This is a genomic window from Pseudoalteromonas neustonica (genome assembly GCF_001653135.1).
Classification (GTDB): Bacteria; Pseudomonadota; Gammaproteobacteria; order Enterobacterales; family Alteromonadaceae; genus Pseudoalteromonas; species Pseudoalteromonas neustonica.
In genome coordinates this window covers 444,578-469,409 of the sequence record NZ_BDDS01000002.1, presented here as the reverse complement: position 1 = coordinate 469,409, position 24,832 = coordinate 444,578, and the positions used below count along the sequence as shown (strand labels likewise).

Sequence of the window (24,832 nt, the reverse complement as noted above, 5' to 3'; positions counted from 1 at the left end):
TTTTATGCTACATGGATCAGTATGGATTTCAAAAAACAAATAACACTCGCCGTGAAAGCAGGCGCACCGATTATACAAATTATAAGTCACGATACGCTCCGTATTAGGGCAACAATTAACTCAATTGCAGACACATTAAGTCTGGAAACTTTCATTTGGGATAGCTGTAAAGGTTTAAGAAGAGGGATTAGCCAACAAGAACTAGTGGAAGATGTGGGTACCCCCTCTGAAGTACTTGAGTGGATAGTTGGAGATAATAATGATTTGCCCACCCCAGTTGACTGTATATTACTTCTTGAGGACTTTCATCCTCACATAGGCACATTCGATCATAAAAATATTTCGCGTTTACGAAGTTTTGCTGTAGCGGTTGCTGGCCGTCGAATTGAGAACGTAACAATAATCATGTCCCAACCCGTTTTTGATTTACCGGCGGAATTGGTAAAAGATACGCAAGTATTTGAAATGCCTTTACCTAACCAGTCAGAACTAAAAAAGCTGGCTGAGCAGGCAAAACAAAAGTTTGGTTTAGACGAAAGAGATTGCTCTTTTAGCTCAGAGTTTCTTAATTCAGCACTAGGGTTGTCGACAAGCGAAGCACAGTTAGCGTTTGCCAAGATTGCTTGTGAAAATCAGCGATTAAATGAACTTGATGTTTCGACTATTGTTCGAGAAAAAGAGCAAGTAATTAAAAAGCAAGGGCACTTAGAATACTTTCACCCAAGCGCCACGTTGGATGATATCGGTGGTCTCGACAATCTAAAAAAGTGGCTTGATCGCAGAAAACTTGCTTTCAGTGAAAGTGCAAAAGAGTTTGGTTTAGAGGAGCCTAGGGGGCTACTTTTATTGGGTCTTCCTGGTACAGGTAAAAGCTTAGCAGCTAAAGCGATAGCGAATGCCTGGCAATTACCTTTACTACGATTAGACATTGGCAAAATATTTGGTGGTATCGTCGGTCAATCAGAATCGAATATGCGAGAGGCCCTTCAGTTAGCTGAAACACTATCTCCCAGCATTTTATGGATAGATGAAATTGAAAAAGGATTATCGGGCATTCAAAGTTCTGGTTCATCGGATGGAGGCACCACAGCGCGGGTGCTTGGTAGCTTTTTGACTTGGATGCAAGAGAAGAAAAAACCAGTGTTTGTTGTTGCGACAGCTAACAATATTGCGCAGTTGCCTCCAGAGTTACTCAGAAAAGGCCGTGTTGATGAGATTTTCTTTGTCGACTTACCTACTGAACAAGAGCGACAAGATATCCTTAACCTGCATTTAAAAAAGCGAAGCCGACAAGATAACTTAAATCTATTTGAAATTAAAGAAGTTGCTCAACTCACACTCGGCTTTACTGGGGCAGAGTTAGAGGAAGTAATCAAAGAGGCTTTGTTTATGGCCTTTGACGATGGCATTGATATTAACTTTGAACATATCAAATCAGCGATTGCAGTAACTACGCCTATATCAATGACTATGCACGAACTGATCGATAAAACACGTTCTTGGGTCAAAGGGCGAGCAGTGCGCGCAAGCTCACAAACACCAGAAGTAATCACTGATAAATCAAAATCAATGACTCGCTTAAAATCTGAAATAGAAAATCCTTTCGAGTAATCTGCTATGAATCCATTTTATCTATCACTTTGCGGTGATGAGTCAGAGTCGTCAAAATTACAAGAAAAAGTGCGCGATGGTCTAAAACCTTTTCGTGATTATTTGTCTAACAGTATTACCGCGTTTAAAGATAAAGAAGTCACATGTGAATGGGAAGCGCTTGCCCAACAGCAATTTATTATTAAGCCAAAGCAAAATATATATCAAGTAGTTCCTCTTACTCGTATTCGTGTAATCAACCCAGATAAAGACTGGCATCGATTAAACAACGCTGACTTGGATGATGACTTTGAAGTTGATCTTGATGAGCCCGTAACCTTGGGTAAAGGTAAAAAAAGTCAAAAAATTAAAGTAACTGATTCCAGAGTCCGTAATAGTTTTTATGAAATTAAAATAGAACACAGTGAAGTTATTACTTCTGTGGTGTGGCTAGGTTATACCATAACATTAGTGCCTTTGAGCCTTACTGTTAGAACTACAGATATACTGACAGTCAATGAAGAAAGTTACAGTATCGATACTTGTAATGATTTAGTGGTGGATTTGTTTGGGCTGTTAAATGAAAAAAAAGGTACAGCCAAACTTGATGATGTAACCGTGAAGTTTGAGGTCATAAAAACGTTTTCGGATTCCAATTTACCAACTCATGCAAAGGGGGAGGAAGCAAATTGGTTAGTGATTTCAGCGAAAAAGCCTCGTTATGATTGTGCTAAAGTTGAAGATATCACCGGGCGTGAGCTAAAAAATTTAACGGTTGATAGCTTATTTGATAGTAAAGGAAAACCATTAATACAAAGCGATTGGGAGGTTTCTTTAGACAGTAACAAAGTCACTATTACCGCACAAAATAGCAATGTAACAAAATTAAGCCACTGCAGTTTATGCACTCATCCAGATCTTGAATTTGATATTAAAGAAGAAAATACAAAAGAGCAGTGGATACAGTTAATTGAACCCAAAAATAACGAGGATAGCGGTCTATCGGCACTCGATTATTTTTTTAGTGAAAACGCGATTATTTTGGAATCTAACCAGAATAATAATCGCGAGGCATTTCACGTAATAAAAAGTAATAGTGAGAATAAACAGTTATTACTGGCTAAATCAAAACAAACTAAGCATCAAAGTGTTTTGCCTACTCATAAAACTATAAAAGCCAAAGTTGATATTTTTCAATTACGCAAGCAACAAGACGCTATAGCTGCTCTTACGTCTGTTCCTCACTCAAAACAGCATGGATTACTTAATTTATTTAAAGACCAAACAAGTAAACCTTGGCAGCATATAGAGTCGGAACCTCTTCAAGAGGACGAATGGAAGATTTTGACGGATATTCGCTTTAAAGGCTGTCAGGAACAGCGCGAGTTCGTTGAAAAAGCATTGGCTACACCTGATTTTGCAATTCTTGATGGCCCACCCGGTACAGGGAAAACGACGTCTATTTTAGAGCTTATTGTCCAGTTAGTTCGCCAAGGTAAAAAAATACTATTAACAGCATCAACTCATGCTGCAATAAATAATGTTCTAGAGCGGATAGACAGTAAACAACTTACTAATGAAGTGTTTCCCCTTCGAATAGGAGATACTCATAACGCTCAAGGACTTGAGCACTACCAATTTGATAGTTTGGTTCAAAGTGAAAATACTAGTAAACAAATATTAGTCGATAGTGCCAATCTCATATGTGGAACCACCATTGGTATAATGAGATTATTTAATGATAAAGAGGTTAATTTACCTCTTTATGAGCCAGCTTTCGATGTGATGATCATAGACGAATGCAGTAAAACCCCTTTTCAGGAATTTTTGGTACCCGCTCGCTATGCGGCTAAACACATATTAGTCGGAGATATCCGCCAACTTTCCCCTTTTACTGATAGAGAGCAGATAGTCGCAAACCTCGAAAACCTTATATTAGAGCCTGGTAGAAAAGGGCACGCTTCGCAAATGTTAGATAAAAACTTGCAAACAGCATGCTTTTTACTGGAAGTGTTAAGAGGTGGGCAGAAAAGCCATCAGGCCTATTCAAATCAATTAATTAAAACCGTTTCACCACAAGAAGCGACAGCCTTAAGGGCTGAACTTGCTACAAGAGTAAAAGTAGGCGAAGAATACGAACGCATTTTAGTGATCGATACATCAAATGTAGATAAGTACGCTTCCAACCCAATTCACCTTTGGGATTATAGCTTGTGTTTTATTGCGGATAATTGCTTGCAAAAAATTAATGGCTTTGTACCCGCTGATAGCATTTGGCTATCAGATGATTGGCATACGAGTGACCACGCATTCTCACATCAAGCATTATTTAGTAACAAGCAAAAACTTAATAGTCGTGGCGCTAGTATCAATGGAACATCAGAGGTGGCATCACATTTTAATAAACAATTAAAAGAAAAATCTTGGGCTGAGGAGGTATGTTGGCGACTAGAAAGGTTATATTGGTTACGTTTGTCACACAATTTTGATAACAAAACTAAAAATTATAAGGAAACTATAGAACGCCTCTTGCCGAAAAGTATAAATTGCGAAGGGCGAGTTTTTCAGTTGCAACAAGTGGCATTTCCCTCAGTACTAGAAGCGTTATCAGGCAATGGTTTACAAAAAAGAAAACAAGATATTTCGCATACGCTTAACTCAGGTTTTACCCCTGTTATTAAAAAGCAACGCCATACAACGCTAAGCTACCAACATAGAATGCACCCAGATATATCCAAATTTCCTGGTAGGCAATTTTATAATGGAGAATCACTTAAAAATGGCGATGCTGTTTATACAGATAGGGAGTGGCAGTATCAAGGCTTTAAATCGCATGCAACTTGGTTCGATATTCCGAAAAATAGTAAATATGCCCAAGTAAATCAAAACAAAAATAAAGCCGAAGTCGATAAGATCCTTAAAGAATTAAAACAGTTCTGTGATTGGGGGGAAGGTCGTGTAAATGATGAGGGGCAGCCTTATAGTGTCGCTATTCTGACGTTTTATAAAGGGCAAGAAGCAGCATTAAGAAATGAATTACAAAAGTTGCCGGGTAACAACAAAAAATATAGTCAATTTCAATTTAAAGGGCTGTCTATTAAATTGGCTACGGTTGATTATTTTCAAGGGCAAGAAGCTGATTTGGTTTTTCTATCTATGGTTAATAACTACCGCGATGGCTTTTTAGACTCACCTAATCGGCTTAATGTTGCTATTACACGTGCTCGTTATCAATTAGCGATAGTCGGGTGTCATGATTATTTTGAGAATAGAGATAATGTACGTTCTAAAAGCCCCACTACTGAGCTCAACAACTTGGCTAAAGCGCTTACTAAGGAAAGTTAAATGAATTCGTCACTGCAAGAACAATTACAAAGAATAAAACCAAATTTAAGCAAAGATATAACTAAATCAGGTCATCCTGAAAAAATGCAAAAATCTTCTAAAAAAATACGCAATAAGGTTAAATCTAACGACCCTTTATTTACATTGAGCCGAAAGGTTAATTTAGTATGCCTACCTTTGTTGGGAACGATAGAGGTTTACGTTAAGCGACAGGATATTGCTGATGCGCTTGCAAAATTAGGCGAGCTCCCTACTAGATTAGTTGAGTATTTAAAAAAATTAACATTAATCGATCGCAATAATGAGTTAACGGCCAAGGGCCAAGAATTTATGAATACAGCATTGCTACCAACATTGGAGCGGGGCTTGTATCACATTTGGTTTGCTGAAAATGATCCATTATTGTTAAATGCTCCAATTTTAATACAGCGTATTGATGCCTTTGCCACAAAAGAGCTTAATAAATATCGACGTTATCGCGGTGATACCAATCAATATTTAACTGAGCAGCTTATTACTACTAACTTGGTTATAGAAAACAACAAATCAATCTCAATAGAATCAGTTAATGCGAGAATTAAAGAGGTGGAAGTGCTATGTGATACGCAAGGGAATTCAAGCTTGCCTTTAAAGTGGCAGTTACAACAGCACAGTAAAGCTATTCTTAGTGGGAAATTAAATATTGAGGTGCCAAGTAAGGGGAGGGGAAGTAATTCGACTATTATTGAAAAAGAAGTTTCTTTCAATTTACCAACCAGCCACAACCAGTATATGGAAGTAATGGACAGTATAGGGAAGCGGTTAAATGGCCAGTGGGATAATCAAAAGAAGTTTTTTGTTCTTCCTTTTAATGAAACCATTGATGATAAAAACACGCTTAACGACTTATCGTTAAAAACACTCCCTTTTAAAACAGTTAATTCAACTAGTTTTGGCTCATTTGAGATAGAAGAGCATCAGCCGTTGTCAATTTCACCCATGAATTCAGGTGATGGAGAGAAATGGTTAGAAGCATGGTGCAAACATTATTATCAGCAAAAACATAAAGCGTTGATACATGCAGAAAAATCGCAATTGGAGTGGCTTTCTCAACCAGAACTAATAGCACATGATATTACACCTATTCAGATTGATAAAATGCTAGCAATATTAGGGACTGAAGGTAAAACCACAGCCTATTGGCAAGCGGCAGCTGGATTCGACTTAATGCCACATATAGCGGCTGATTATGGTGTTGCTTTAACATTAGATGATAACGCCGAGTTCGAATTGGTAAAACTCATCAACCATTTAACCAATGGTAGAACCATAGAAAATATTATTATTTCAGATCGCTATTTCACAACTGATCATCAACAAGCCCTTTTAACAAGCATAGCCAAAAAAACAGGTGTATCTGATGGGGTGTTTGTAACACTTGAGCAAATGTACAAAAAGAAATTACCTGAAAGTTGGCAGCCTAAATTTATTGATAAATCACCAGATAATCATGATCGCTACTGGCTGTTTTATACATCGGCAGGTTTAAAGTGCTGGAAAGTCAGCGCAAGTTTAGATTTTGCTCGCGAGTCCCATGGCCAGTGGAGCGTGCACGGCACACCGACTTTTACTCCCTTAGACAAAAGGGAACTACCGCAATATCTTCACGACATTGTTGAAGCATTCGACAGGGAGTGTGTGTAATGATAACACTTGCACCAAAAGAAATTAATTTTGAAAAAGATTTTAGTGAACAAGAGCTTAGCAGTAAATTTGTAGCTAAAAATATTAACACCGAATCAGTTTATGATTGTGATATTGTTGCTGCATTTAATAAATTTGAATTGATAGAGCAGATAGAAGAAACAAAGCATACTTTAATTATTTCTGCAGATGTCCTGTTTGATAGTGAGATTATCAAAACGATACAGTTACTCGTTGATAATCAACCTGCCATACGCGTGTACTTATGCTTAGGTGATGATGAACAAAACAAAACAGCGATCGATCGGCTAAAATCGCGTTGTTTAGTTCGAACCGGGGTTGCTCAGGCAGGGGCAATATTTTTAAGTGATCATCAGTACTTTAATAAACGCGGTGTAGTTATCACAGAGTTAAATGAAAATGGCTATTGTTTGGATCTTACACTAGATCAAATTGATGATAGTTACCGCAGTTTCTGCAAACACTTTTGGGATAATACACAGTACGAATATATTGGGGAATCAAAGCGTCAATCACAACAAACAGATGCTACGATTGTCTTAAACGATGAATATCAATTAGATGACTATTTTAATAGAAAATCATTTAAAACAGCGATATCGACAGTTAACGCATTAGATTTATCAAATAAAATTGAGCTAGAAGAGTACGCTACACTGATTTCAAATCGGCAATTTGCGGAGCTAAATCGTATCGCAAAAGAAAGTTCAGTAAATATATTTTTAACTGACTTTAACTACCCTAATATTGTGTATGAAGCTAAAGATGATGAAAGAAGTGAAGAAGTCGTTTGGTTACTCCCTAACAAATTCTCTGCAGGTAAAGTAAATTGGGCTATTCAACTTAATGACGATCAAAAAAATAATGTAACTGAGTCTATTGATAAAGCTATTGAGCAAGCTTGTTGGGAGCTAGCGTTAAAACCTAAAGTATGTGAACTTGTTGATGTTGATTTTGTGTCTGCTAATAATTCAAATGAAGAGCTAATGACGATAGATGAACGTAAAGCTATCACTTTGGAAGAAAAATATTGCCAATCAATCGAAGAGTTTTTGAATGAAACTCCTGAAATTTTGTTTTCGAAACAAACTCATTGGTCTGATAAATTTGCGGCACAACATATTACGTTCTCTGGCATCATTCATCCTCCTTATTGCCCTAAAAACGCAACCAAAGATGAATTGGTAGGTAAGTGGGATAAAGTAAATAATCAGTGGCATCAATCATTATCAGAAGTAGAAAGTATGCTAAATAACTTAAGTAAACAACTTACTGAAAGTAGCGCTCGCTCATTTGCAAGTTTATTGAAGCAATTTATTTTGGGGCAAGATCAGAAGCGTAAAAAACTGATTGGAAGAATAGATGAGCTCAAAAATTTTAACCTTTTACACTCAACACCTGCTGAGAGAAAAAAGGCAGAAGATGACTTTTATCAAATTTCATTAGAAATCAATCAGAATAAAACGCAAATAGCTCAGCAGATCAATTTGGCTGAAAAAGAACATATGTGGGATAAACAAAATAAGCAGTTATCGGCGAATAAACAACAAGCACGTGAGGACGTGAGTAAAGCGAAAGAACTACTTAAAAATAAGCGACCACAAGTTGAAACTTTGCTCAGAGAAATAGAGAGCAAGTACTGTGAGGAAGTCAAAACTTACACAAGTGCGAAAACAGAAGATAATAGAGCGGCATTGCCAAAAGAGTTAAACATCGCCAAACAATTCTTTACTAATAAAGGAAATCGAAAGAAACATTCTAAATTACATCAAGTCTACAATCGTTTAGTTACTCAACATAACAAAGCTAATAAAGAGCTGCTAGATATTGAGAAAAATACGGATAATCTTGAAAAACGTTTAGCAACCATCATTGATGATCTTGAGCGTCATGAGCAAAACAAACCAAAAGCAAAAAGCTTAGATGAATCTTTTGATAAACAACTGGGGCTTAAAGATAAAAAACAGTTAAAAATTACTTGGCCTTCGGAAGATTTACCAGTTGATGATTTGCCATTAATGCAAGATAAAGGTAAACGGTACTTAGTGATAAAATCATTAGATGAATATGACATTGCGAACAAAGAGGCATCTCGATTAAAAGCAACAGTTTGTACCTTTAAAAATGGTGATGTTTATGCCTGAGCAACAAATTATTTTAACGATTGATGAGCAAGGTAAAATCAATGCTAAAACTGAAGGATTTCAAGGTGATTCTTGTATAGCAGCAGTTGTTGAACTTCTTGGTGAGCAGATCAATATCAATAATATAAAAAAGACTGATGAATATCACCAATCACAAACGGTAAAAGCAGCAAATATTGTCGAAAATAAGCGAGGTGGTTAATGAGTGCTGTTATTAAAACAACCACGCCCTTTGTATTAGAGGCTTTACTTTTTCAGGCACTTACTAAGTTAGGATATGAACCGCAATATATCTCCGTAAATAACATGCATGATTTCCATGGCCGAAATAGCGTGGAGTACGGTGACATAGTTACGAATAGGATCGATTATAATGGTCATCAGCATTTTAGGAAGCAAAACGATAGATGGGTTTTAAGGCATGATGCCGATCAATATAATGCGCGTATTTTAGGGTCGAAGCAGTATAAAAAGGTCGCTGATTTTTTATCTGAACTAGAACAAGAGTATTTGACTGAATATAAACTCTATTTAGCAGAGCTTGCTGAGTTAGAAAGAAAAGAGATCGAGGTACAAAGGAAGGCGAGAGTAGAGGCAACTCGAGAGAAAGCCATTATGCAGGCTAAGGCTCAAGGTTACAGCGTAAAAGAAAAGCACATTAATGGAAAAATCCAGCTTATATGTGTTAGGCATACTTAATTTATGCATAATACATATAAGTGTAAAAGTTCATTTAATTTAAGCCATATAGAGCCACACACGCATATATATGGGCCAGGCACTCGTTTTTCAATTTGGCTACAGGGATGTACATTAGGGTGCAAAGGCTGCTGGAATACTCAAATGTGGCCGCATAGAGAGAATACTTTTGTACATAGGGAAAAGTTATATCAACAAATTTTGAGTACGCCTGAAATTAGTGGTGTTACCTTTTTAGGAGGTGAACCGCTCGAGCAAGCTGATAACACACTTTGGTTAATCAAAAGGATAAAGGAGAAAACGGACTTAACGAGCGTTGTTTATACAGGCTTTGAACAAAGTGAACTCGAAGCCAAAGGCTACTGGCCAACTTTATATGAAAATAGTGACCTAATTATATCGGGGCGCTATCAACAATCTTTACGAAACACATATTTAAGGCTTAGAGGCTCAACAAATCAAAAGCTTATTTATCCTCTGGACTCTAGGCTTATGAAGGAAAGTGATGGCGGTAATGAGATAGAAATAGTAATAGATAGTTTAGGCTCAATTACAACTCTTGGTTATCCAGATTAAATATTGACAGCCCTTCAGAACTAAGGAAGTAATTAGGATAGGCTTGGGCATGATAGCGGTAGGGGGCCATCCTATAATGTCTAGAGAATTAGTAAATTAGTGGATTCGGACCACCGACCCTTGGACTGGGTGATCAAGAGTAGGGAGTGCTTTTTCTTTTTAGAGTTTTAATATTTAGAATTGGTACGACTGAGTGGATTCGAACCACCGACCCCTACCATGTCAAGGTAGTGCTCTAACCAACTGAGCTACAGTCGTACAATTTTTTGAATTGCTTTACGTAAATTTGGTACGACCGAGTGAATTCTAGCTACTGACCCTTGGACTGGGTGTTCAAGAGTAGGTAGTGCTTTTTCTTTCGATTGTACTTTTATTTTATATTCACATAAATTTGGTACGACCGAGTGAATTCGAGCTACTGACCCTTGGACCGGGTGTTCAAGAGTAAGGAGTGCTTTTTCTTTCGATTGTACTTTTATTTTAAATTCACTTAAATTTGGTACGACCGAGTGGATTCGAACCACCGACCCCTACCATGTCAAGGTAGTGCTCTAACCAACTGAGCTACGGTCGTATCATAAATTTAAGTTGTGTTAATTGCTTAACAACGGTCGCTAATATATAGCGTGTGCTTTAGTGAATCAAGCGGGAAACGTGTTTTTTAGTTCGTTTGCCGTTTTTTTACTCATATTGGGCTGATTTCACACGTTTTATAAAAATTTTGCCACCAAAATACATGGCTTTTAGCTGAATCCTTAAATGCTATGAGTAAATTACTAGGCTGGCTTGGACTTAACAGGGCTGCTATTTGCGGTTGCATGCTTGTAGAGTTTAGCCAAAGGGCTTGGTATAGCGGCATTAAACGCTCTAACGCTCCTGATAGTTGTGCTTGGTAAGGTTGTAATTGCGCTAAGTAATATTTTTTGAATATGTTACTCACGATCTGCGCTTGGCGTTTATTCTTCAGTGGATTACATAGCATGGTTAGATCAACGTTTGCCAAATAGTCACTGGTACTATTATTTAACTGTGTTTGCTGACGTACGGCGCTTATCAGGGCTTGATTAAAGTTATATTGGTGCAATTGTGACAAAAGTGGGTAGAGCGCTTGGGTATCTATCTGTGCATATTGCTGTTGCTTAATTTGCTGTTTCAATGTTGCTAACTGATTTAGTGCAGCTTCAGTCTCGGTAAGGCCAGCTAGGTTAGTATCTAATGTATAACTGGTGAGTTGCCATGTCCGTTTTAATTCTGGATCGTTATAAAGCAATTGATTGAACTGCACTACTAACTGCTGCTTTTTATTATTTAACTCTCCTTTAATTGCAAGATAACTTTTTGAGCTAGGTTCTAGCTTCTCTAAACAAGCGGGTGCGAGTTGAATAAATTGAATTTGATAGATTAATTGACTGGCAGGCGTTGCGAGTTTACCCAATTGACTATTACGTTCAGCAATGAGGGTATTTAGTTTGCAATGAGAAAGCTGTGCCAGTTGTAATAGACTTAATTGCTGGGTCGTTAGCGCTTCTTGCTCATAATGAATAGGCGTTAACACTATATTGTTGAGTTCGGGAGCCTGACTTAGCGGTTGTTCTAATGTATTGGCTAGGCGTTGTTGGTATTGTAGATAAACATCGCTGGGCTTATCTGTGCAGGCACTGAGTAATAAGCAGCTTAACAATGTAAATAAGTAACCAAACAGCCAAGTTTGGTTACTGTGCTGATTATCTGTTTTAAGCGTTTTTAAGTGGCTCATGTTTGAATCTATTCGCAACGGTTAGCATTAATAAAATGGCGGCAACACTTAAGCCTACAATAATACCAATCCAAAAACCATGTGGGCCCATAGCTGGCACAATTAAATCTGTGCGTGCTAAAACGTAACCTAGAGCAAAGCCAACTAACCAATACGAAATAAATGTAATGTATGAGATAGGGGTGGTATGTTTTAGGCCTCGTAATATGCCATTGGCGGCTACTTGTAGCGCATCGGGTAGCTGGTATATACACGCTAAAACCATGATTGAGGTGGCTAATGCAATTACACGGGCATCATCTGTGTATAAGTGGCTAATGATATCGCGGCCAAAAAATGTAAGAGTAGCAAGGAGTATGGCAATCATCACGGCTAAAATGTAGCTTGTGGAGGTTGCTTTTTTGAGCTGTTCATAATGATGTTGCCCATATAAATTACCAATGCGAATACTGATAGCGATAGATAAACTCAAGGGCATCATGAATAAGAGTGTTGTTACACTTGCTGCAATTTGATGCCCCGCCACGGCGACAGCGCCTAAATGAGCTATAAATAATGGAATACAGGCAAATAAAGTAACTTCAAAAAAAGTAGCCAGTGATATCGGAATTCCCACCTTTGTAATCGTCCACATGGTAGTGAATTGTGGTTTTTGAAAGTTAGCAAGCAGTGTTTTAGCATCTACTTTTTTACTTAGTTGGCAGTAAATTACTTGTGTAATGGCCATGGCCGTAAACACGAGAGCCGTGGCTATCCCGCAACCAGCACCACCTAAAGCGGGCATGCCAAACTTGCCATGAATAAAAATATAATTGGCTGGTATGTTGATCGCAAGGCCAATAAGGCTGATATAAAAAGCGGGCTTAGTCATGCCCATTCCTTCGGTAATATTACGATAGACACTAAAAAATAAAAAACCGAATACCCCCCACTTAACAAAGTGAATATAGTCATTTGCCATGGTAGCAATAGCTGCACTTGTATCAAGTTTGAAGATAATAATATCGGCAAAATAAGCAATGGAGATACCCACTATGCTTAATACACCCGCAAGGTATAAACCTTGCTGAAAATAATGGCTAATACCGTTTTTATCATTGGCGCCACTAAACTGGGCAACAATACCTGTTAGAGCTAAAAGTATTCCCTGGAGCGCGAGCATGGCCGGATTCCAAATGCCGGTTGCAATTGATAATGCAGCAAGATCAGTTGGACTAACTTGTCCTGCCATGATGGTGTCAACCACTGACATTAAAACGAGCGTTACTTGTGCTAAAAATACTGGGATCGCAAGAGATATAAGGCGTTTAGCTTCCCAATTACAAAAAGTCATATTGCATGCAAAATAAGATAAAGTGGTCTACTAGTGTAATCGATCCGTAATGAATAAAAAATTATAAACGATGAGTCTACTTTCAATAAAGTAAAAAAATATTGGTTCAGGTACACTTAACACTGAAAATTACAATGGTCAGATTTGAAAAGGTGAATAGATTTATGTTTACAGGCATAGTGCAAACTCAAGCATTGGTAGTATCAAATAACCATGAACATGGTGTGTTACGATTAGTATTATCTATACCAGTACAGTTTATTGATAAACTGGAACTGGGGGCGAGTATTGCAATTAATGGCTGTTGTTTAACCGCCGTTAAATTTTATTCATTAGATAATAGCAGTCTTGCCCATGTTTATTTTGATGTGATTGACGAGACGCTGAACCTGACCAATTTAGGTAAGCTAAAAATTGGTAGTACAGTTAATTACGAACGCTCAATGACATTCGGTACTGAGTTAGGCGGTCACATAGTCTCTGGGCATATACATTGCACAGCTAATATAAGTAACATTATTCACTCGCAAGATAATTGTAAAATGTATCTAACTTTACCTAAAAAGTGGCAAAAATACGTACTTTACAAAGGGTTTGTTGCAATTAATGGTGCTAGCTTAACGGTGGGGGAAACCGATGAAGATGGGTTTTGGTTGCACCTTATCCCTGAAACGCTTTCAATCACAAACCTTGGCAATGCAAAAAGCGGTGACGTGATAAACATTGAAGTTGACCAACAAACGTTTACGATCATTAATACCGTTGAAAACTATTTAGCTAATCAGCATTAAAAAATCTGTTCGTCATCACTGTCAATATGTAGCTCTATTTTGTTAATTGCGTAATCAATATGCATATTAAAATGAATAGGGTTACAGCAGGCGGTGCAGTCTTCAAAGTAATCTTGATCGCCATCACTTGCGTCAAGTGTTATGTGAATATGGTGGCCACAATGTGGGCAGCTGATCCGTTGTGATAGATGATTTTTCATAAATGCCTCAACCTAGCAATGCTTACATAAGTTACCAGAGCCAAGTTGATTAAAGTTGCATGTTAATATTTGGCCTATGGTGGTTTGGGTATAAAGCCTTTCATTACTTGGTATGTTTAATTAAAGAGTAACTTAAATATAGACTGTATTACTGGTTTATGACATCAACGAAAGCATATAATTGCATTTATTTCATTAATTGTTCTATTTGTTGTTTTGCTTCAGTGAGATAGTGGCCCGCAAATACATTCGCATGATTTAATATAGGGTAAAGTTGATAAATTTTCTTGCGTTGCTCATAGCCAGAAGCCAATGGGTAATGTTTGTTATAGGCGATGTAAAAAGCTTCAGGAAGGGGCGCGAACAGTTCACTCATCGCAATATCTACTTCTCGGTCACCATAATAGCAGCTGGCGTTAAATACACTGGGAATACTATGGATAAACCCTAGGTTTCCTCGCCAAAAGTCACCGTGCAATAGTGACGGACTTACGATGTGGCTGTGAAGCATACTTTTGATTAACCCTACAAAATAATTGTGGTCAACAAGCTCTATACCTTTTTCATGTAAAAGCTGTAGTTGCCAGCCAATACGTTCTTCAGCAAAAAATACATCCCACTTTTTATGCCAGCGATTAGGCTGAGCAGTTGCACCAATAAAATTGTCATGATCAAAACCAAACATGGCTTGCTGATGTTTTAAATGTAAATGAGCTAAGTGTTGTCCCATAATATGCCAGTTAGTGTGAGGCTGTTGATCAAGCGTCAGCCATTCTAAGGCAATAAAGGAGTATTCAATATTTGACCCAGTTGTAATACAGTCAGGTACCATGAACATACTTTCTTTGGTCAGCAAGTTTAAATTGTAAGCGTCATTCTCAAAGCGTTCTAAATTATTTCGATGGGCTACTTTAACAAGAAATGAGTGTGTGCCATCGCTTATTTTAAATAGCATGTCGCTGCTAGTGCTTTGAAGTTGACGCTTGTTGGTGTGCTTAAAGTCAAAATGCATGGCTTGGCTGATTTGTTCGTTAACCGTATTCCACATGAGATTGCTCACCTTTTGTACATATGTTTAAACTATGGCAAAAAGTAGTTAAATAAACAATCTCTTGAGAGTAAAATTCGTATTTAATAAATATACGTATATTGTTAAGTACTACTAAGAGGAAAAAATGATGAACAAAAGCCTTATCACTAATGTGATTGCGAGTGTTTTAGTGGTTATTGGTTATTTTTATGATCAAGCAATTGTGTTGTCTATAGGCTTGTTTGCTTTATCGGGGGCTGTAACTAATTTACTCGCTGTGCATATGTTGTTTGAAAAAGTCCCTTTTTTATATGGCTCAGGCGTTATTCAATTAAAATTTGCGGGCTTTAAGGTTGCGATAAAAAATCTTATTTTGACCGAGTTTTTTTCAGAGCAAAAGATAGCCCAATTGTTGGGTAATAAAAATATCAATGTTGATCTTCAACCTGTCATCAACGAGGTTGATTTAAACCCTGCGTTTGACAGCTTACTAGAAGTAATTGAGCAATCTCAGTTTGGCAGTATGTTAGCAATGTTTGGTGGCAGTGCTGCGGTAGAGCCTATGCGCGAAGCATTTACTGATAAAATGCGCGGTTCATTATTAAGTATGAGCGAAACTGATGATTTTAAAGCGTTGGTAAATAAAAAATTGACGCAATCAGGTATAGCGAGTGACTCGCTATATTCAACGGTCTCTGGCTTGGTCGATGATCGCTTAGATGAACTAACGCCAAAAATGGTTAAAGATATTATTCAAACCATGATCCGTGAGCATTTAGGTTGGTTGGTCGTGTGGGGGGGAGTATTTGGTGGAATGTTTGGTTTAATTGCCGCTCTACTTTAATGTAATTTAAACGTATTAAACATATGCAAATTTTTAAGCAGGCCAACAACTCGCCTGCTTAAATAAAGTAACGCATATTATTTTGAACCTGCAACAACCATAATTGTTTGTTGATCTAGTTTAGCTAAATCTTGTATTGATGTATTTGTTTCAGCTTTTAAATTTAAGAGTTTTGCTGTTCTATTAAAGCCATAAGTACCTGCAAAATTTTCCATGCTCATGTTGTTACAGCTTAGTTTATCAGTGGCTACTTTTTTACTTACGCGTAACTCTCTCATCGCCATTGAGAGCTTTATTGGTTTATTTGACGCTACTGCCATACAAATTTGTGTACCAGGGCTGTTATCCGCTGCAACAAATTGCGCAGCCTCAGTGTTAGTTGATGTAAGTGCTGCTGTGCCTAAAAGTAATGTAGTACATAATGTGGTTGTTAAAGTATTCATCATCATTCTCCAGTGTTTTTGATATAAGTTATCTTGTTGACGAGTTCATTATTGGCTAAATTTTTTAATAATGCTGTAAATGAAAATCGACAAAATGTAACACGGTATGTGGATGTGTGTATTAATATCTAAGCGCATGAAAATAAGATGTTTAATATGTGTTTTTTGACATATTTAACTAGAATTATTTTTTAACTTTTTTATTGATGTTGGTTGGTTTTCAATCTGTTTTCATTGGTTTTACACACCATTTACTTTAGAGTAAATGCACTTTATCGTGCTGTAATACTGACATATTTTAAAACCCTGTTATGATCGCCATGATTATAAAGATATCGGTCTATTAGGAGACACTGTGAGTAAAACATTGGCGAGTTATTACCAGCAAGCATATGCTTGTGAGCAGCATAATTTTAATCGTTGCTTTTATTGTGGCTGTGAAGCAACAGAGCGCGATCATTGCCCGCCATTGCATATGCTTCAAAGTATTATCGACTTAGGCGAAGAAGCTGACTTTATAACTATTGCAGCGTGTTATGAGTGTCATGCAATATTACATAATGAACGTTTAATGACGATTGATGAGCGTTTTACTAAGCTAAAAAGTAAACTCGGCACTAAATACGCAAAGCCGTTGCGAGTGTATAACATGTGGCATGAAAATGAACTTGGCGATATGAGTGATGAATTTGCGCACAGTATTAAAGCCGGTATGAAGCTCGGTGCAGAAGCCGCAGAGCGTCTTGCGTTTGGCGGCTTCAGTTATGCCACAGAGGAAGCTAAAGTAACGGTACGTGAAAAAACCGCAGAGTTTGATGTTGAAGGACTCGTTTTTTACGATTTCAAAGAAGCTTTAAATTACTGCATAAGCAACTTAAAAGTACAAAAAAGTGATTTTTATAAAATTTTGGTCGAAGATTACCAAGGTGACTTTAATAAAGCGCTGAGTCAGTACCGTCATCGTCACGATAAAGTCACAGCAGCAAAAGATGGTAATTGCTTAATTAAAGATTTTTCTAAATTACATAAACAAAATTCAGACTTTGTCACGCGAACCGTAAAGCACTTTATAACTAAAGATCCAAGCTTAACGACAGAAGGTGCATTGGAGAAACTGTATATCAACTATATTAAGAAATAATATTATTTAAACATTTAGTTGCTTACATTCATCTTATATAAATGAGGCTCTAGCTTATTTTTTGGCTTTATTGCGTGTATTTATATAAAGTAATAAAAAAACAACAGAGATAAACATGATGCAAAAATTTGCTCCTTCATTGTTGGTTGTTGCTCTTGGTGTGGCGTTAGCCGGTTGCCAAGACAGCGGACCACAAGATGAAAAAGTTACAATTAATAAAAATCCTTATCCAAGTACATATCAAGCACTTAAATCAACAAGCACCTTAATTACTAATGCGACCGTATTAACTGGTACGGGTGAGCGTTTAGAAGAAGCTGATGTATTACTTATTGATGGGAAAGTACAACAAGTTGGTAAAGATTTAACAGTACAAGTTGATAATACAATTGATGCACAAGGCAAATGGGTTACACCAGGTCTTATTGATGTACATTCGCATTTAGGTGCGTACCCAAATCCATCTGTTGAATCACACCAAGATGGTAATGAAATGACCAGCCCAAATACAGCTGAGGTCTGGGTCGAACATTCTGTTTGGCCACAAGATCCAGGCTTTAATCGTGCGCGTGAAGGTGGTATTACGTCATTACAAATCCTGCCTGGTTCTGCCAACTTATTTGGCGGGCGTGGCGTTACTTTAAAAAATGTGCCAGCGCATACTATGCAAAGCATGAAGTTCCCAGATGCACCTTATGGTTTAAAAATGGCGTGTGGTGAAAACCCTAAACGCGTATATGGTCGCAAAGGCATTTTACCATCAACACGTATGGGAAATATGGCAGGCTACCGTACAGCCTGGATTGACGCTGCTGAATATAAGCGTGAGTGGGATAAATATGACAGTGATTACGCTGCGGGTAAAAACCCTGAAGTACCGCATCGTGATATTAAATTTGATACGTTACGTGGCGTGCTAGAAGGCGAAGTAATGATCCATAATCATTGTTACAAAGCCGAAGAAATGGCAATGATGATTGATCTTTCTAAAGAGTTTGGTTACCACGCAGGCACATTCCACCATGGTATTGAAGCATATAAAATTGCAGATATGTTAGCTGATAATGGTTCGTGTGCAGCACTTTGGCCTGATTGGTGGGGCTTTAAAATGGAAGCTTACGACATGGTTCAAGAAAACGTTGCTATCGTTGATGCCGTGAAAAATTCATGTGCAGTAGTTCACTCAGATTCAGACACGACAATTCAGCGTTTAAACCAAGAAGCTGGCAAGGTGATGTTCCGCGCTAATGACAATGGTTTTAATATATCTGAAGAGCATGCGATTAAGTGGATCACTTCAAATGCCGCTAAATCATTAGGTATAGCTGATAAAACAGGCTCACTAGAAGCGGGTAAGCAAGGTGATGTGGTAATTTGGAATCAGAATCCTTTTAGTGTGTATGCAAAAGCTGAGCAAGTATTTGTAGATGGTGCAAAAGTATATGATCGCCATGACGATGCTTACCAAGCACAAAGCGATTTTATGTTAGGTCAAAAATAAGGAGTAACTAGAATGACAAAAATAACACATTCATTTGCGCTCTCGCTAGTTGCTGCTGGTTTATTAGCAAGTACTGGCGTTAACGCCGAGTCAGTGGCTATCATCAACGCAACTGTGCATACCTCAACAGAGCAAGGTATTTTACAAGGCGCGAGTATTATAATGGATGAGGGCAAAATTATTGCCATCAATCCAACAAAAGTTGAAGCAGATACCATCATTGATGCGAAAGGCCAAATTGTAACTGCCGGCTTTATCGGTAGCATGAACCAGCTAGGTTTAGTTGAAGTGGGCGCTGTGGCAGGCTCGCGTGATGCTGGTGATGATAAAGCAGGGATCGACTTTGACCCAAGCTTGGCTTTTAATCCACGCAGTAGCTTGATCCCTTACGCACGTAAAGGCGGTATAACACGTGATGTGATCACACCGCATGGTGGCGATAGCATCTTTGCAGGTTTAGCAAGCGTAGTTGATTTAAGTGGTGAATTTGATAGCGTTAAGCAAACACATGCAGCACTTGTGGTTAATCTAGGTGAGCAGCGTAAAGGCTCTCGTGCAATGTCGCTTAAAAACTTAATCGATAAGTTTGAAGCACATCAGCAAAAAGCCAGCAAAAAAGATAAAAAAGACGACGCTAAACCAAGTACAGAAGATAAAGTGCTTACTAAAGTGTTAGCAGGTGAAATGCCATTACTTGTAAGTGCATCACGTGCGTCTGACATTCTTGAGCTGCTCAAAGTAAAACAGCAATTTAAACTTAACTTGGTGATCTCTGGCGCACAAGATGCTGTGGTAGTTAAAGCACAATTAGCTGAAGCAAACGTACCTGTTATTATCAGTGCAATGGATAACTTACCTGGCAGCTTTGATTCACTCCATGCGAATCTAAATAACGCAGGCGAGCTTGAAAAAGCGGGTGTTAAAGTTATTTTTGCTATCGCAGGTGATGGCAGCCACAATGTTTATCAGCTTCGTTTTGATGCAGGCAACGCAGTTTCTTACGGGATGAGCCAACAAGGCGCATTACATGCCATCACAGCGAATGTTGCTGATGTGTTTGGTATCAATGCTGGCCGTGTTGCAGTGGGTAAAGCCGCTGATTTAGTAATGTGGAATAACGACCCATTTGAACTAAGCAGCCATGTTACAAAAATGTTTATTAATGGCGAAGAGGTAACAACCGAGTCTCGCCAAGATAAGTTACGTGACCGTTATATGGCAGAATCTGAGATGCCGCGCGCTTATACAAAATAATCTGCTTGTTCGTTTTATATAGAAAGGTCGCATTTGCGGCCTTTTTATTTTTTAGCCTAGAATTTAACTTGAAATAAGTTGCTCTATTTGTTGGTTAAACTTGTATTACGATGGATATTATCCGTCAGAAAAATCAGGCTTTCATAAAATGGCTATTCAATTACACTATTGACTGTATTGACTGTATTGACTGTATTGACTGTATTGACTGTATTTACTTTATAGGCGGTTCTTGCGTTTAACTAAACTTGTGAGCGTCTCTTTTTTTACAAAGAACACAACAATCAATAAATATTTATATTTTCCAAGCAAGTCTATACCAACTAAAAGATAAAATGCATTATTAAAATCTAAATAGATGGCAAATAATATCAACAAAAATAAACATTGTTACTTTAATCTTTTTACATAACGCAGGGTTATAAAGTTGATAATAGCCATTAGTAAGGCAATTTCGTAACGGCTAAATGCAACAGCTATACCAATTAACCCCATATTCCATATGCTTGCGGCGGTTGCTGTGCCGTAGGTCGAATTTTTATTTTTTAAAATGGCTCCACCGCCAATAAAGCCAATCCCGGTAATTATACCTTCGAGAACTTTAGACTCAGCTTCGGTTGAAGTAAGCACAGACATACCAACTAAAGCGTAACCACAAGATGCGACAGCAACAAGTGGAAAAGTGCGCAGGCCTGCACCATGATTTGAGCGCTCTCGGTCGAACGCCATAGGTAATGCCAGCATGTAGGCGATCCCTAAATGGATTAGGTTATCGATTATTTCATGCCATTGTAAGTTGAGTTCCATCTTTGATCCTATCTAATCTTAGCCCTTGATAGAGTAAGCAAAGAACGAACCAAATATAAAAACATTTATTATTAATTACTTACAATATTTTAATTATTTACTACGGATTTGAGCAAGGTAATATTTACAGACTAGCGAGGGGATATTACTTATTGGGTAGGACTGCTGTTGAATATAAAATAAAATCAAAAACCTATAAATGTTACAGGAACAAGCAAGCTACTCCTGTAACATGAATACCAATCTACATAAATATTTGAACAATTTAACGAATTAAATAGACCCCATATCTACGCTGATTGGTATAAAGCACTATTAGAGGTTAGCGAAGAGTATGTAAAAAGTGCATATGTTTATGATATTGATCGATAATATCATTGATCACAGCTTCTTTAGACCAGCCCATAACATCGTAATCTTGACCGCCTTCACGTAAATGAACTTCTGCTCGATAGTAATTATTATCACTGTCGTCATCTTCATCTTCATCTTGTGTATAAGATGGTTTTTCATATGATCGGCGTTTAACTTCGTATAAAAAGTCAATTTCCTCGCCAAGCAATACTTTTAAACTAACATGCCCGCGTTCAAGTTGCTCTAAGTCAATTTCAACATCAAGACTATGTGTTTTAAGCTCTTTAGAGACATTTTCCATTGCCGGTAACGCAATTGATTTAACGAAACGGTTTACATTGGCTTTGTTAGGAAAATCAACAATATTATTTAGTCGCTCTTGCCAACTTGCACCTTCGCTGCCTGGTAAAGTGGGGGCTATAGGGGCTATGTTCATTTGTAAACTTTCACGTTTAGCAATGTCTACCCGTAATGCTTTTATCAAGCCATACGTCGCTATTAGCAGTACAACCGCAAAGGGCAGGGCACTGGCTATAGTCATGGTTTGAAGAGCACCTAAACCGCCAACCATGAGCAAGACGGCAGCAACAACACCTTCGCCACCAGCCCAATAAATACGCTGCCACATAGGTGTGTTGTCTTTACCATTTGAACATAACATGTCGACCACCATTGAGCCTGAGTCAGACGATGTAACAAAAAATACAATAACCATACAAGTGGCAATGAATGATAAAATTCCTGACATTGGGAAGTTTTCTAAAAATGCAAAAATAGAAATCGCAACATCTTTTGAAACCGCTTCACCTAAACTGGCAACGCCTTGATTCATGATCAAATCAATGGCTGAGTTTCCAAAGAATGTCATCCACATAAGGGTAAAGCCAGTTGGAATAAAGAGTACACCCATAACAAATTCACGGATTGTACGACCACGGGAAACTCGGGCTATAAACAAGCCAACAAACGGTGCCCAAGACATCCACCAACCCCAATATAAAATAGTCCAGCCGCCCATCCATTCAGTTTTTTCGTAGGCAAATAAGTTAAAAGTATGACTGACTATATCTGAAGCATAAGATCCCACGTTTTGCACAAAAGCTTGTAACAGATAAACAGTAGGACCAAGTATCAATACAAATAGCAACATGATGACCGCAAGGCCCATGTTTAGCTCTGACAAACGGCGAATACCTTTATCAAGGCCGGTTGTGACAGAGACAATTGCCAAACCGGTGACTGCGGCAATAAGAATGACTTGGGTAACAATGCCTACAGGGACATCAAATAAGTAATTGAGTCCGGAGTTTACCTGTAATACGCCATAGCCTAAGGATGTTGCAACACCAAACACGGTACCTATAACGGCAAAAATATCAACCGCATGGCCGATCGGACCATATATTTTATCGCCAATAAGGGGGTATAGCGCAGAGCGCAGAGTTAATGGCAGGCCATGTCGGTAGCTAAAAAAAGCTAATATTAATGCGACAATCGCATAAATTCCCCATGCATGTAATCCCCAATGGAAGAAGGTGATTTTCATCGCTTCACGTGCAGCTTCAACAGTCGCAGCATCACCTGTAGGTGGATTCATATAGTGCATCACAGGTTCGGCTACGCCAAAAAACATCAGGCCTATCCCCATACCCGCACTAAAGAGCATAGAAAACCAAGTCATGTGGTTGTAGTCAGGTGTTGAATGATCAGGGCCAAGTTTAATGTTACCGTAACGCGACAAGCCTAAAAAAACGACGGTGATCAAAATAATGGCAACGGTAAGTACATAGAACCAACTGGCATTTTGCACAATGACACTTTGTAAGCCGTTAAAAAAGACATCAGCACTTTGTGGGGCTAATGCAGTAAATAGCACGAGCATAATAATCAGCGCGGAGGCTGTGTAAAATACAGGTGGATTGAGTTTGGATTTTTCTTCTGTGGTGGACATTGATATTCCCCGGAATTATTGAGTGTACATAGAAATAAAATTTCGACGAAAGTATAGCATATTCAATTAATTAATTCCTCTTACAGTTTTTAACAGTGTTTTTACTTAATTCGTTTATAGTCATGTCAGATGGAGTTTAAATTTATAGAAGGTTGTTTGTATTATGTTAAGACTTATTTTTAGTGCCTTGGTATTATGCCAATTACTAACAGGCTGTACAGTGGCGGGTGTATTAATTGATGGTACCGCTTATTCTAAAGCTGATGAGAATTATGATGCTGATCTTGCGCAATCGGGGCCGCATACCGAACCCAAAACATTTATTGTTGATGGTGATGTAAACACCCTTTCTTTTTCTGAGTTAGGGTTTCAAATAGACAGTGCTGTAGTGGGGTTTATTAAAGATCAAATTAAACCGCAGACATCGAATGTTTGCAGGCGTATTTCTCGAACAATTAAAGAATGCCAAGACGTTACAATTGAAAAACCCCATGTGAATAAAAAAATCAGCTACGCAAATGACTATGATGAAATGATAAGTGTTCGTCAATAAAGCTGCTTATAAAATAGTAGCTATGATCATAGCCTGCCTGCATATGTAGTGTAAGCGGAAAGTTTATCTGTTTAGCAACGGCTGTTAGGTTTTCTGGCTTAAGTTGATCGATTAAAAAGCTATCGGCATCACCTTGATCAACACGCATGGGTAAAAAGTCATCGCTGCTCGTATTTTTCATAAGTTCACAGCTGTCGTAATTAGCCCACATCATTTGATCATCACCTAAATACAAGCTAAAAGCTTTATGTCCCCAAGGGCAATTAATTGGGTTTGTAATTGGGCTAAATGCTGACACACTGCTGTAACTTTTTGGATTACGTAGTGCAATGACCATTGCACCATGACCACCCATAGAATGACCACTAATGGCTTTTTTAGTCGTCACGGGGAAGTGCTGCTCAACAAGCGCTGGCAATTCATGAACAATATAATCGTACATGTTGTAGTGCGTGTTATAGGGAGCCTGTGTCGCATTTAGGTAAAAGCCTGCACCTTGGCCAAAATCATAGCTGTCTTGGTCGGGGACATTATCACCGCGAGGGCTAGTATCAGGTGCAACGATTGCTATGCCAAGCTCTGCCGCTTTTTTAAGTGCACCGGCTTTTTGCATAAAGTTTTCGTCAGTACACGTTAAGCCTGATAACCAATATAACACAGGCACTTTATTGGTTTGGCTGGCCCCTGGTGGCAAAAAAATGGCAAAACGCATTTGGCAATGAGTGCTGGTGGAAATATGGCTGTACTGTTTATGCCAGCCACCATTTACTTTTGTAGCGCTTAAATTATCTAACATAACTCTCTCTTTGTTAACGG

Annotated in this window: 22 protein-coding genes and 2 tRNA genes; 13 read left to right on the top strand and 11 right to left on the bottom strand. The window is 38.2% G+C overall.

Translation table 11 applies throughout. From position 1 onward, the window contains the following. Positions 1–21: 21 nt before the first annotated feature. From A7967_RS05390 to A7967_RS05360, 7 genes are read left to right on the top strand one after another with little or no spacing between them, the layout of a single operon-like run. Positions 22–1,611: an AAA family ATPase gene (locus tag A7967_RS05390; protein ID WP_054203587.1), complete on the top strand. Its 1,590-nt coding sequence runs from the start codon at positions 22–24 to the stop codon at positions 1,609–1,611. Positions 1,612–1,617: 6 nt separating this feature from the next. Further along, the gene (locus A7967_RS05385) at positions 1,618–4,935 is read left to right on the top strand and encodes a DEAD/DEAH box helicase family protein (RefSeq protein ID WP_064435468.1); all 3,318 of its coding nucleotides are present in this window, start codon (positions 1,618–1,620) and stop codon (positions 4,933–4,935) included. Continuing rightward, a complete protein-coding gene (locus tag A7967_RS05380) occupies positions 4,936–6,618 on the top strand; it encodes a hypothetical protein (RefSeq protein ID WP_054203589.1) in 1,683 nt (560 codons plus the stop codon). Beyond that, on the top strand, positions 6,618–8,783 hold the full coding sequence (locus A7967_RS05375) for a coiled-coil domain-containing protein (RefSeq protein WP_054203590.1): 2,166 nt from the start codon (positions 6,618–6,620) through the stop codon (positions 8,781–8,783). The genes A7967_RS05380 and A7967_RS05375 overlap by 1 nt, the downstream gene beginning before the upstream one ends. After that, the gene (locus tag A7967_RS05370; protein ID WP_054203591.1) at positions 8,776–8,985 is read left to right on the top strand and encodes a DUF2997 domain-containing protein; all 210 of its coding nucleotides are present in this window, start codon (positions 8,776–8,778) and stop codon (positions 8,983–8,985) included. The genes A7967_RS05375 and A7967_RS05370 overlap by 8 nt, the downstream gene beginning before the upstream one ends. Then, positions 8,985–9,482: a hypothetical protein gene (locus tag A7967_RS05365; RefSeq protein ID WP_054203592.1), complete on the top strand. Its 498-nt coding sequence runs from the start codon at positions 8,985–8,987 to the stop codon at positions 9,480–9,482. Before A7967_RS05370 ends, A7967_RS05365 begins: the two co-directional genes overlap by 1 nt. Before the next feature lie 3 nt (positions 9,483–9,485). After that, positions 9,486–10,058, top strand: coding sequence for a 4Fe-4S single cluster domain-containing protein (locus A7967_RS05360; protein ID WP_082355615.1), 573 nt, complete (start codon positions 9,486–9,488; stop codon positions 10,056–10,058). A 181-nt stretch (positions 10,059–10,239) separates the two neighbouring features. Here the strand turns inward: A7967_RS05360 and A7967_RS05355 are convergent. The 5 genes from A7967_RS05355 to A7967_RS05340 form a co-directional block, all read right to left on the bottom strand. Further along, positions 10,240–10,316, bottom strand: a tRNA-Val gene (locus tag A7967_RS05355). Beyond that, positions 10,307–10,582 (bottom strand): hypothetical protein, encoded by a 276-nt coding sequence (locus tag A7967_RS22215; RefSeq protein ID WP_082355616.1) that lies wholly within the window; start codon positions 10,580–10,582, stop codon positions 10,307–10,309. The genes A7967_RS05355 and A7967_RS22215 overlap by 10 nt, the downstream gene beginning before the upstream one ends. Further along, positions 10,556–10,632 (bottom strand) — tRNA-Val (locus A7967_RS05350). The genes A7967_RS22215 and A7967_RS05350 overlap by 27 nt, the downstream gene beginning before the upstream one ends. Before the next feature lie 111 nt (positions 10,633–10,743). Beyond that, positions 10,744–11,814 carry a DUF3080 family protein gene (locus A7967_RS05345; protein ID WP_064435467.1) on the bottom strand — a complete coding sequence of 357 codons (1,071 nt, stop codon included), beginning with the start codon at positions 11,812–11,814 and terminating at the stop codon, positions 10,744–10,746. Next, positions 11,792–13,147: an MATE family efflux transporter gene (locus A7967_RS05340; protein WP_054203594.1), complete on the bottom strand. Its 1,356-nt coding sequence runs from the start codon at positions 13,145–13,147 to the stop codon at positions 11,792–11,794. The genes A7967_RS05345 and A7967_RS05340 overlap by 23 nt, the downstream gene beginning before the upstream one ends. A 164-nt stretch (positions 13,148–13,311) precedes the next feature. Between A7967_RS05340 and A7967_RS05335 the strand changes: the two genes are divergently transcribed. Next, positions 13,312–13,938, top strand: a complete 627-nt coding sequence (locus tag A7967_RS05335) for a riboflavin synthase (RefSeq protein WP_054203595.1) — start codon at positions 13,312–13,314, stop codon at positions 13,936–13,938. Here the strand turns inward: A7967_RS05335 and A7967_RS05330 are convergent. Then, positions 13,935–14,138: a CPXCG motif-containing cysteine-rich protein gene (locus A7967_RS05330; protein ID WP_054203596.1), complete on the bottom strand. Its 204-nt coding sequence runs from the start codon at positions 14,136–14,138 to the stop codon at positions 13,935–13,937. The genes A7967_RS05335 and A7967_RS05330 overlap by 4 nt on opposite strands. A 187-nt stretch (positions 14,139–14,325) precedes the next feature. Beyond that, a complete protein-coding gene (locus A7967_RS05325; RefSeq protein ID WP_054453429.1) occupies positions 14,326–15,186 on the bottom strand; it encodes a fructosamine kinase family protein in 861 nt (286 codons plus the stop codon). A gap of 130 nt (positions 15,187–15,316) precedes the next feature. Between A7967_RS05325 and A7967_RS05320 the strand changes: the two genes are divergently transcribed. Further along, entirely contained in the window at positions 15,317–16,012 is a 696-nt protein-coding gene (locus A7967_RS05320) for a DUF445 domain-containing protein (protein ID WP_054203598.1), read from the top strand. 77 nt (positions 16,013–16,089) lie between these two features. Here A7967_RS05320 and A7967_RS05315 read toward each other — a convergent pair whose 3' ends face one another. Then, positions 16,090–16,461 carry a DUF3718 domain-containing protein gene (locus A7967_RS05315; protein ID WP_244507091.1) on the bottom strand — a complete coding sequence of 124 codons (372 nt, stop codon included), beginning with the start codon at positions 16,459–16,461 and terminating at the stop codon, positions 16,090–16,092. A 349-nt stretch (positions 16,462–16,810) separates the two neighbouring features. Between A7967_RS05315 and A7967_RS05310 the strand changes: the two genes are divergently transcribed. The 3 genes from A7967_RS05310 (at position 16,811) to A7967_RS05300 (ending at position 20,351) form a co-directional block, all read left to right on the top strand. After that, positions 16,811–17,596, top strand: coding sequence for a hypothetical protein (locus tag A7967_RS05310; RefSeq protein ID WP_054203600.1), 786 nt, complete (start codon positions 16,811–16,813; stop codon positions 17,594–17,596). Positions 17,597–17,714: 118 nt separating this feature from the next. Next, entirely contained in the window at positions 17,715–19,097 is a 1,383-nt protein-coding gene (locus A7967_RS05305) for an amidohydrolase (RefSeq protein WP_054203681.1), read from the top strand. Between the two features lie 12 nt (positions 19,098–19,109). Then, positions 19,110–20,351 (top strand): amidohydrolase family protein, encoded by a 1,242-nt coding sequence (locus tag A7967_RS05300; RefSeq protein ID WP_054203601.1) that lies wholly within the window; start codon positions 19,110–19,112, stop codon positions 20,349–20,351. Between the two features lie 390 nt (positions 20,352–20,741). Here A7967_RS05300 and A7967_RS05295 read toward each other — a convergent pair whose 3' ends face one another. Beyond that, a complete protein-coding gene (locus A7967_RS05295; protein ID WP_054203602.1) occupies positions 20,742–21,158 on the bottom strand; it encodes an MgtC/SapB family protein in 417 nt (138 codons plus the stop codon). 322 nt (positions 21,159–21,480) lie between these two features. Continuing rightward, the gene (gene betT, locus A7967_RS05290) at positions 21,481–23,463 is read right to left on the bottom strand and encodes a choline BCCT transporter BetT (protein WP_082355617.1); all 1,983 of its coding nucleotides are present in this window, start codon (positions 23,461–23,463) and stop codon (positions 21,481–21,483) included. A 163-nt stretch (positions 23,464–23,626) separates the two neighbouring features. Here betT and A7967_RS05285 point away from each other — a divergent pair, with 163 nt between their 5' ends. Next, the gene (locus A7967_RS05285; RefSeq protein ID WP_054203604.1) at positions 23,627–24,016 is read left to right on the top strand and encodes a hypothetical protein; all 390 of its coding nucleotides are present in this window, start codon (positions 23,627–23,629) and stop codon (positions 24,014–24,016) included. Here A7967_RS05285 and fghA read toward each other — a convergent pair. Continuing rightward, positions 23,970–24,812 (bottom strand): S-formylglutathione hydrolase, encoded by an 843-nt coding sequence (fghA, locus tag A7967_RS05280; RefSeq protein ID WP_054203605.1) that lies wholly within the window; start codon positions 24,810–24,812, stop codon positions 23,970–23,972. The genes A7967_RS05285 and fghA overlap by 47 nt on opposite strands. Between the last annotated feature and the right edge of the window lie 20 nt (positions 24,813–24,832).

Excerpts from the sequence above, each read along its gene's own strand:
- A7967_RS05390 (WP_054203587.1), top strand. The coding sequence starts at position 22 with ATGGATTTCAAAAAACAAATAACACTCGCCGTGAAAGCAGGCGCACCG.
- A7967_RS05375 (WP_054203590.1), top strand. The coding sequence starts at position 6,618 with ATGATAACACTTGCACCAAAAGAAATTAATTTTGAAAAAGATTTTAGT.
- A7967_RS05365 (WP_054203592.1), top strand. The coding sequence starts at position 8,985 with ATGAGTGCTGTTATTAAAACAACCACGCCCTTTGTATTAGAGGCTTTA.
- fghA (WP_054203605.1), bottom strand. The coding sequence starts at position 24,812 with ATGTTAGATAATTTAAGCGCTACAAAAGTAAATGGTGGCTGGCATAAA.
- A7967_RS05330 (WP_054203596.1), bottom strand. The coding sequence starts at position 14,138 with ATGAAAAATCATCTATCACAACGGATCAGCTGCCCACATTGTGGCCAC.
- A7967_RS05380 (WP_054203589.1), top strand. The coding sequence starts at position 4,936 with ATGAATTCGTCACTGCAAGAACAATTACAAAGAATAAAACCAAATTTA.
- A7967_RS05345 (WP_064435467.1), bottom strand. The coding sequence starts at position 11,814 with ATGAGCCACTTAAAAACGCTTAAAACAGATAATCAGCACAGTAACCAA.
- A7967_RS05295 (WP_054203602.1), bottom strand. The coding sequence starts at position 21,158 with ATGGAACTCAACTTACAATGGCATGAAATAATCGATAACCTAATCCAT.
- A7967_RS05370 (WP_054203591.1), top strand. The coding sequence starts at position 8,776 with ATGCCTGAGCAACAAATTATTTTAACGATTGATGAGCAAGGTAAAATC.
- A7967_RS05305 (WP_054203681.1), top strand. The coding sequence starts at position 17,715 with ATGCAAAAATTTGCTCCTTCATTGTTGGTTGTTGCTCTTGGTGTGGCG.
- A7967_RS05320 (WP_054203598.1), top strand. The coding sequence starts at position 15,317 with ATGAACAAAAGCCTTATCACTAATGTGATTGCGAGTGTTTTAGTGGTT.
- betT (WP_082355617.1), bottom strand. The coding sequence starts at position 23,463 with ATGTCCACCACAGAAGAAAAATCCAAACTCAATCCACCTGTATTTTAC.
- A7967_RS05315 (WP_244507091.1), bottom strand. The coding sequence starts at position 16,461 with ATGATGATGAATACTTTAACAACCACATTATGTACTACATTACTTTTA.
- A7967_RS05300 (WP_054203601.1), top strand. The coding sequence starts at position 19,110 with ATGACAAAAATAACACATTCATTTGCGCTCTCGCTAGTTGCTGCTGGT.
- A7967_RS05325 (WP_054453429.1), bottom strand. The coding sequence starts at position 15,186 with ATGTGGAATACGGTTAACGAACAAATCAGCCAAGCCATGCATTTTGAC.
- A7967_RS05385 (WP_064435468.1), top strand. The coding sequence starts at position 1,618 with ATGAATCCATTTTATCTATCACTTTGCGGTGATGAGTCAGAGTCGTCA.
- A7967_RS05285 (WP_054203604.1), top strand. The coding sequence starts at position 23,627 with ATGTTAAGACTTATTTTTAGTGCCTTGGTATTATGCCAATTACTAACA.
- A7967_RS05335 (WP_054203595.1), top strand. The coding sequence starts at position 13,312 with ATGTTTACAGGCATAGTGCAAACTCAAGCATTGGTAGTATCAAATAAC.
- A7967_RS05360 (WP_082355615.1), top strand. The coding sequence starts at position 9,486 with ATGCATAATACATATAAGTGTAAAAGTTCATTTAATTTAAGCCATATA.
- A7967_RS05340 (WP_054203594.1), bottom strand. The coding sequence starts at position 13,147 with ATGACTTTTTGTAATTGGGAAGCTAAACGCCTTATATCTCTTGCGATC.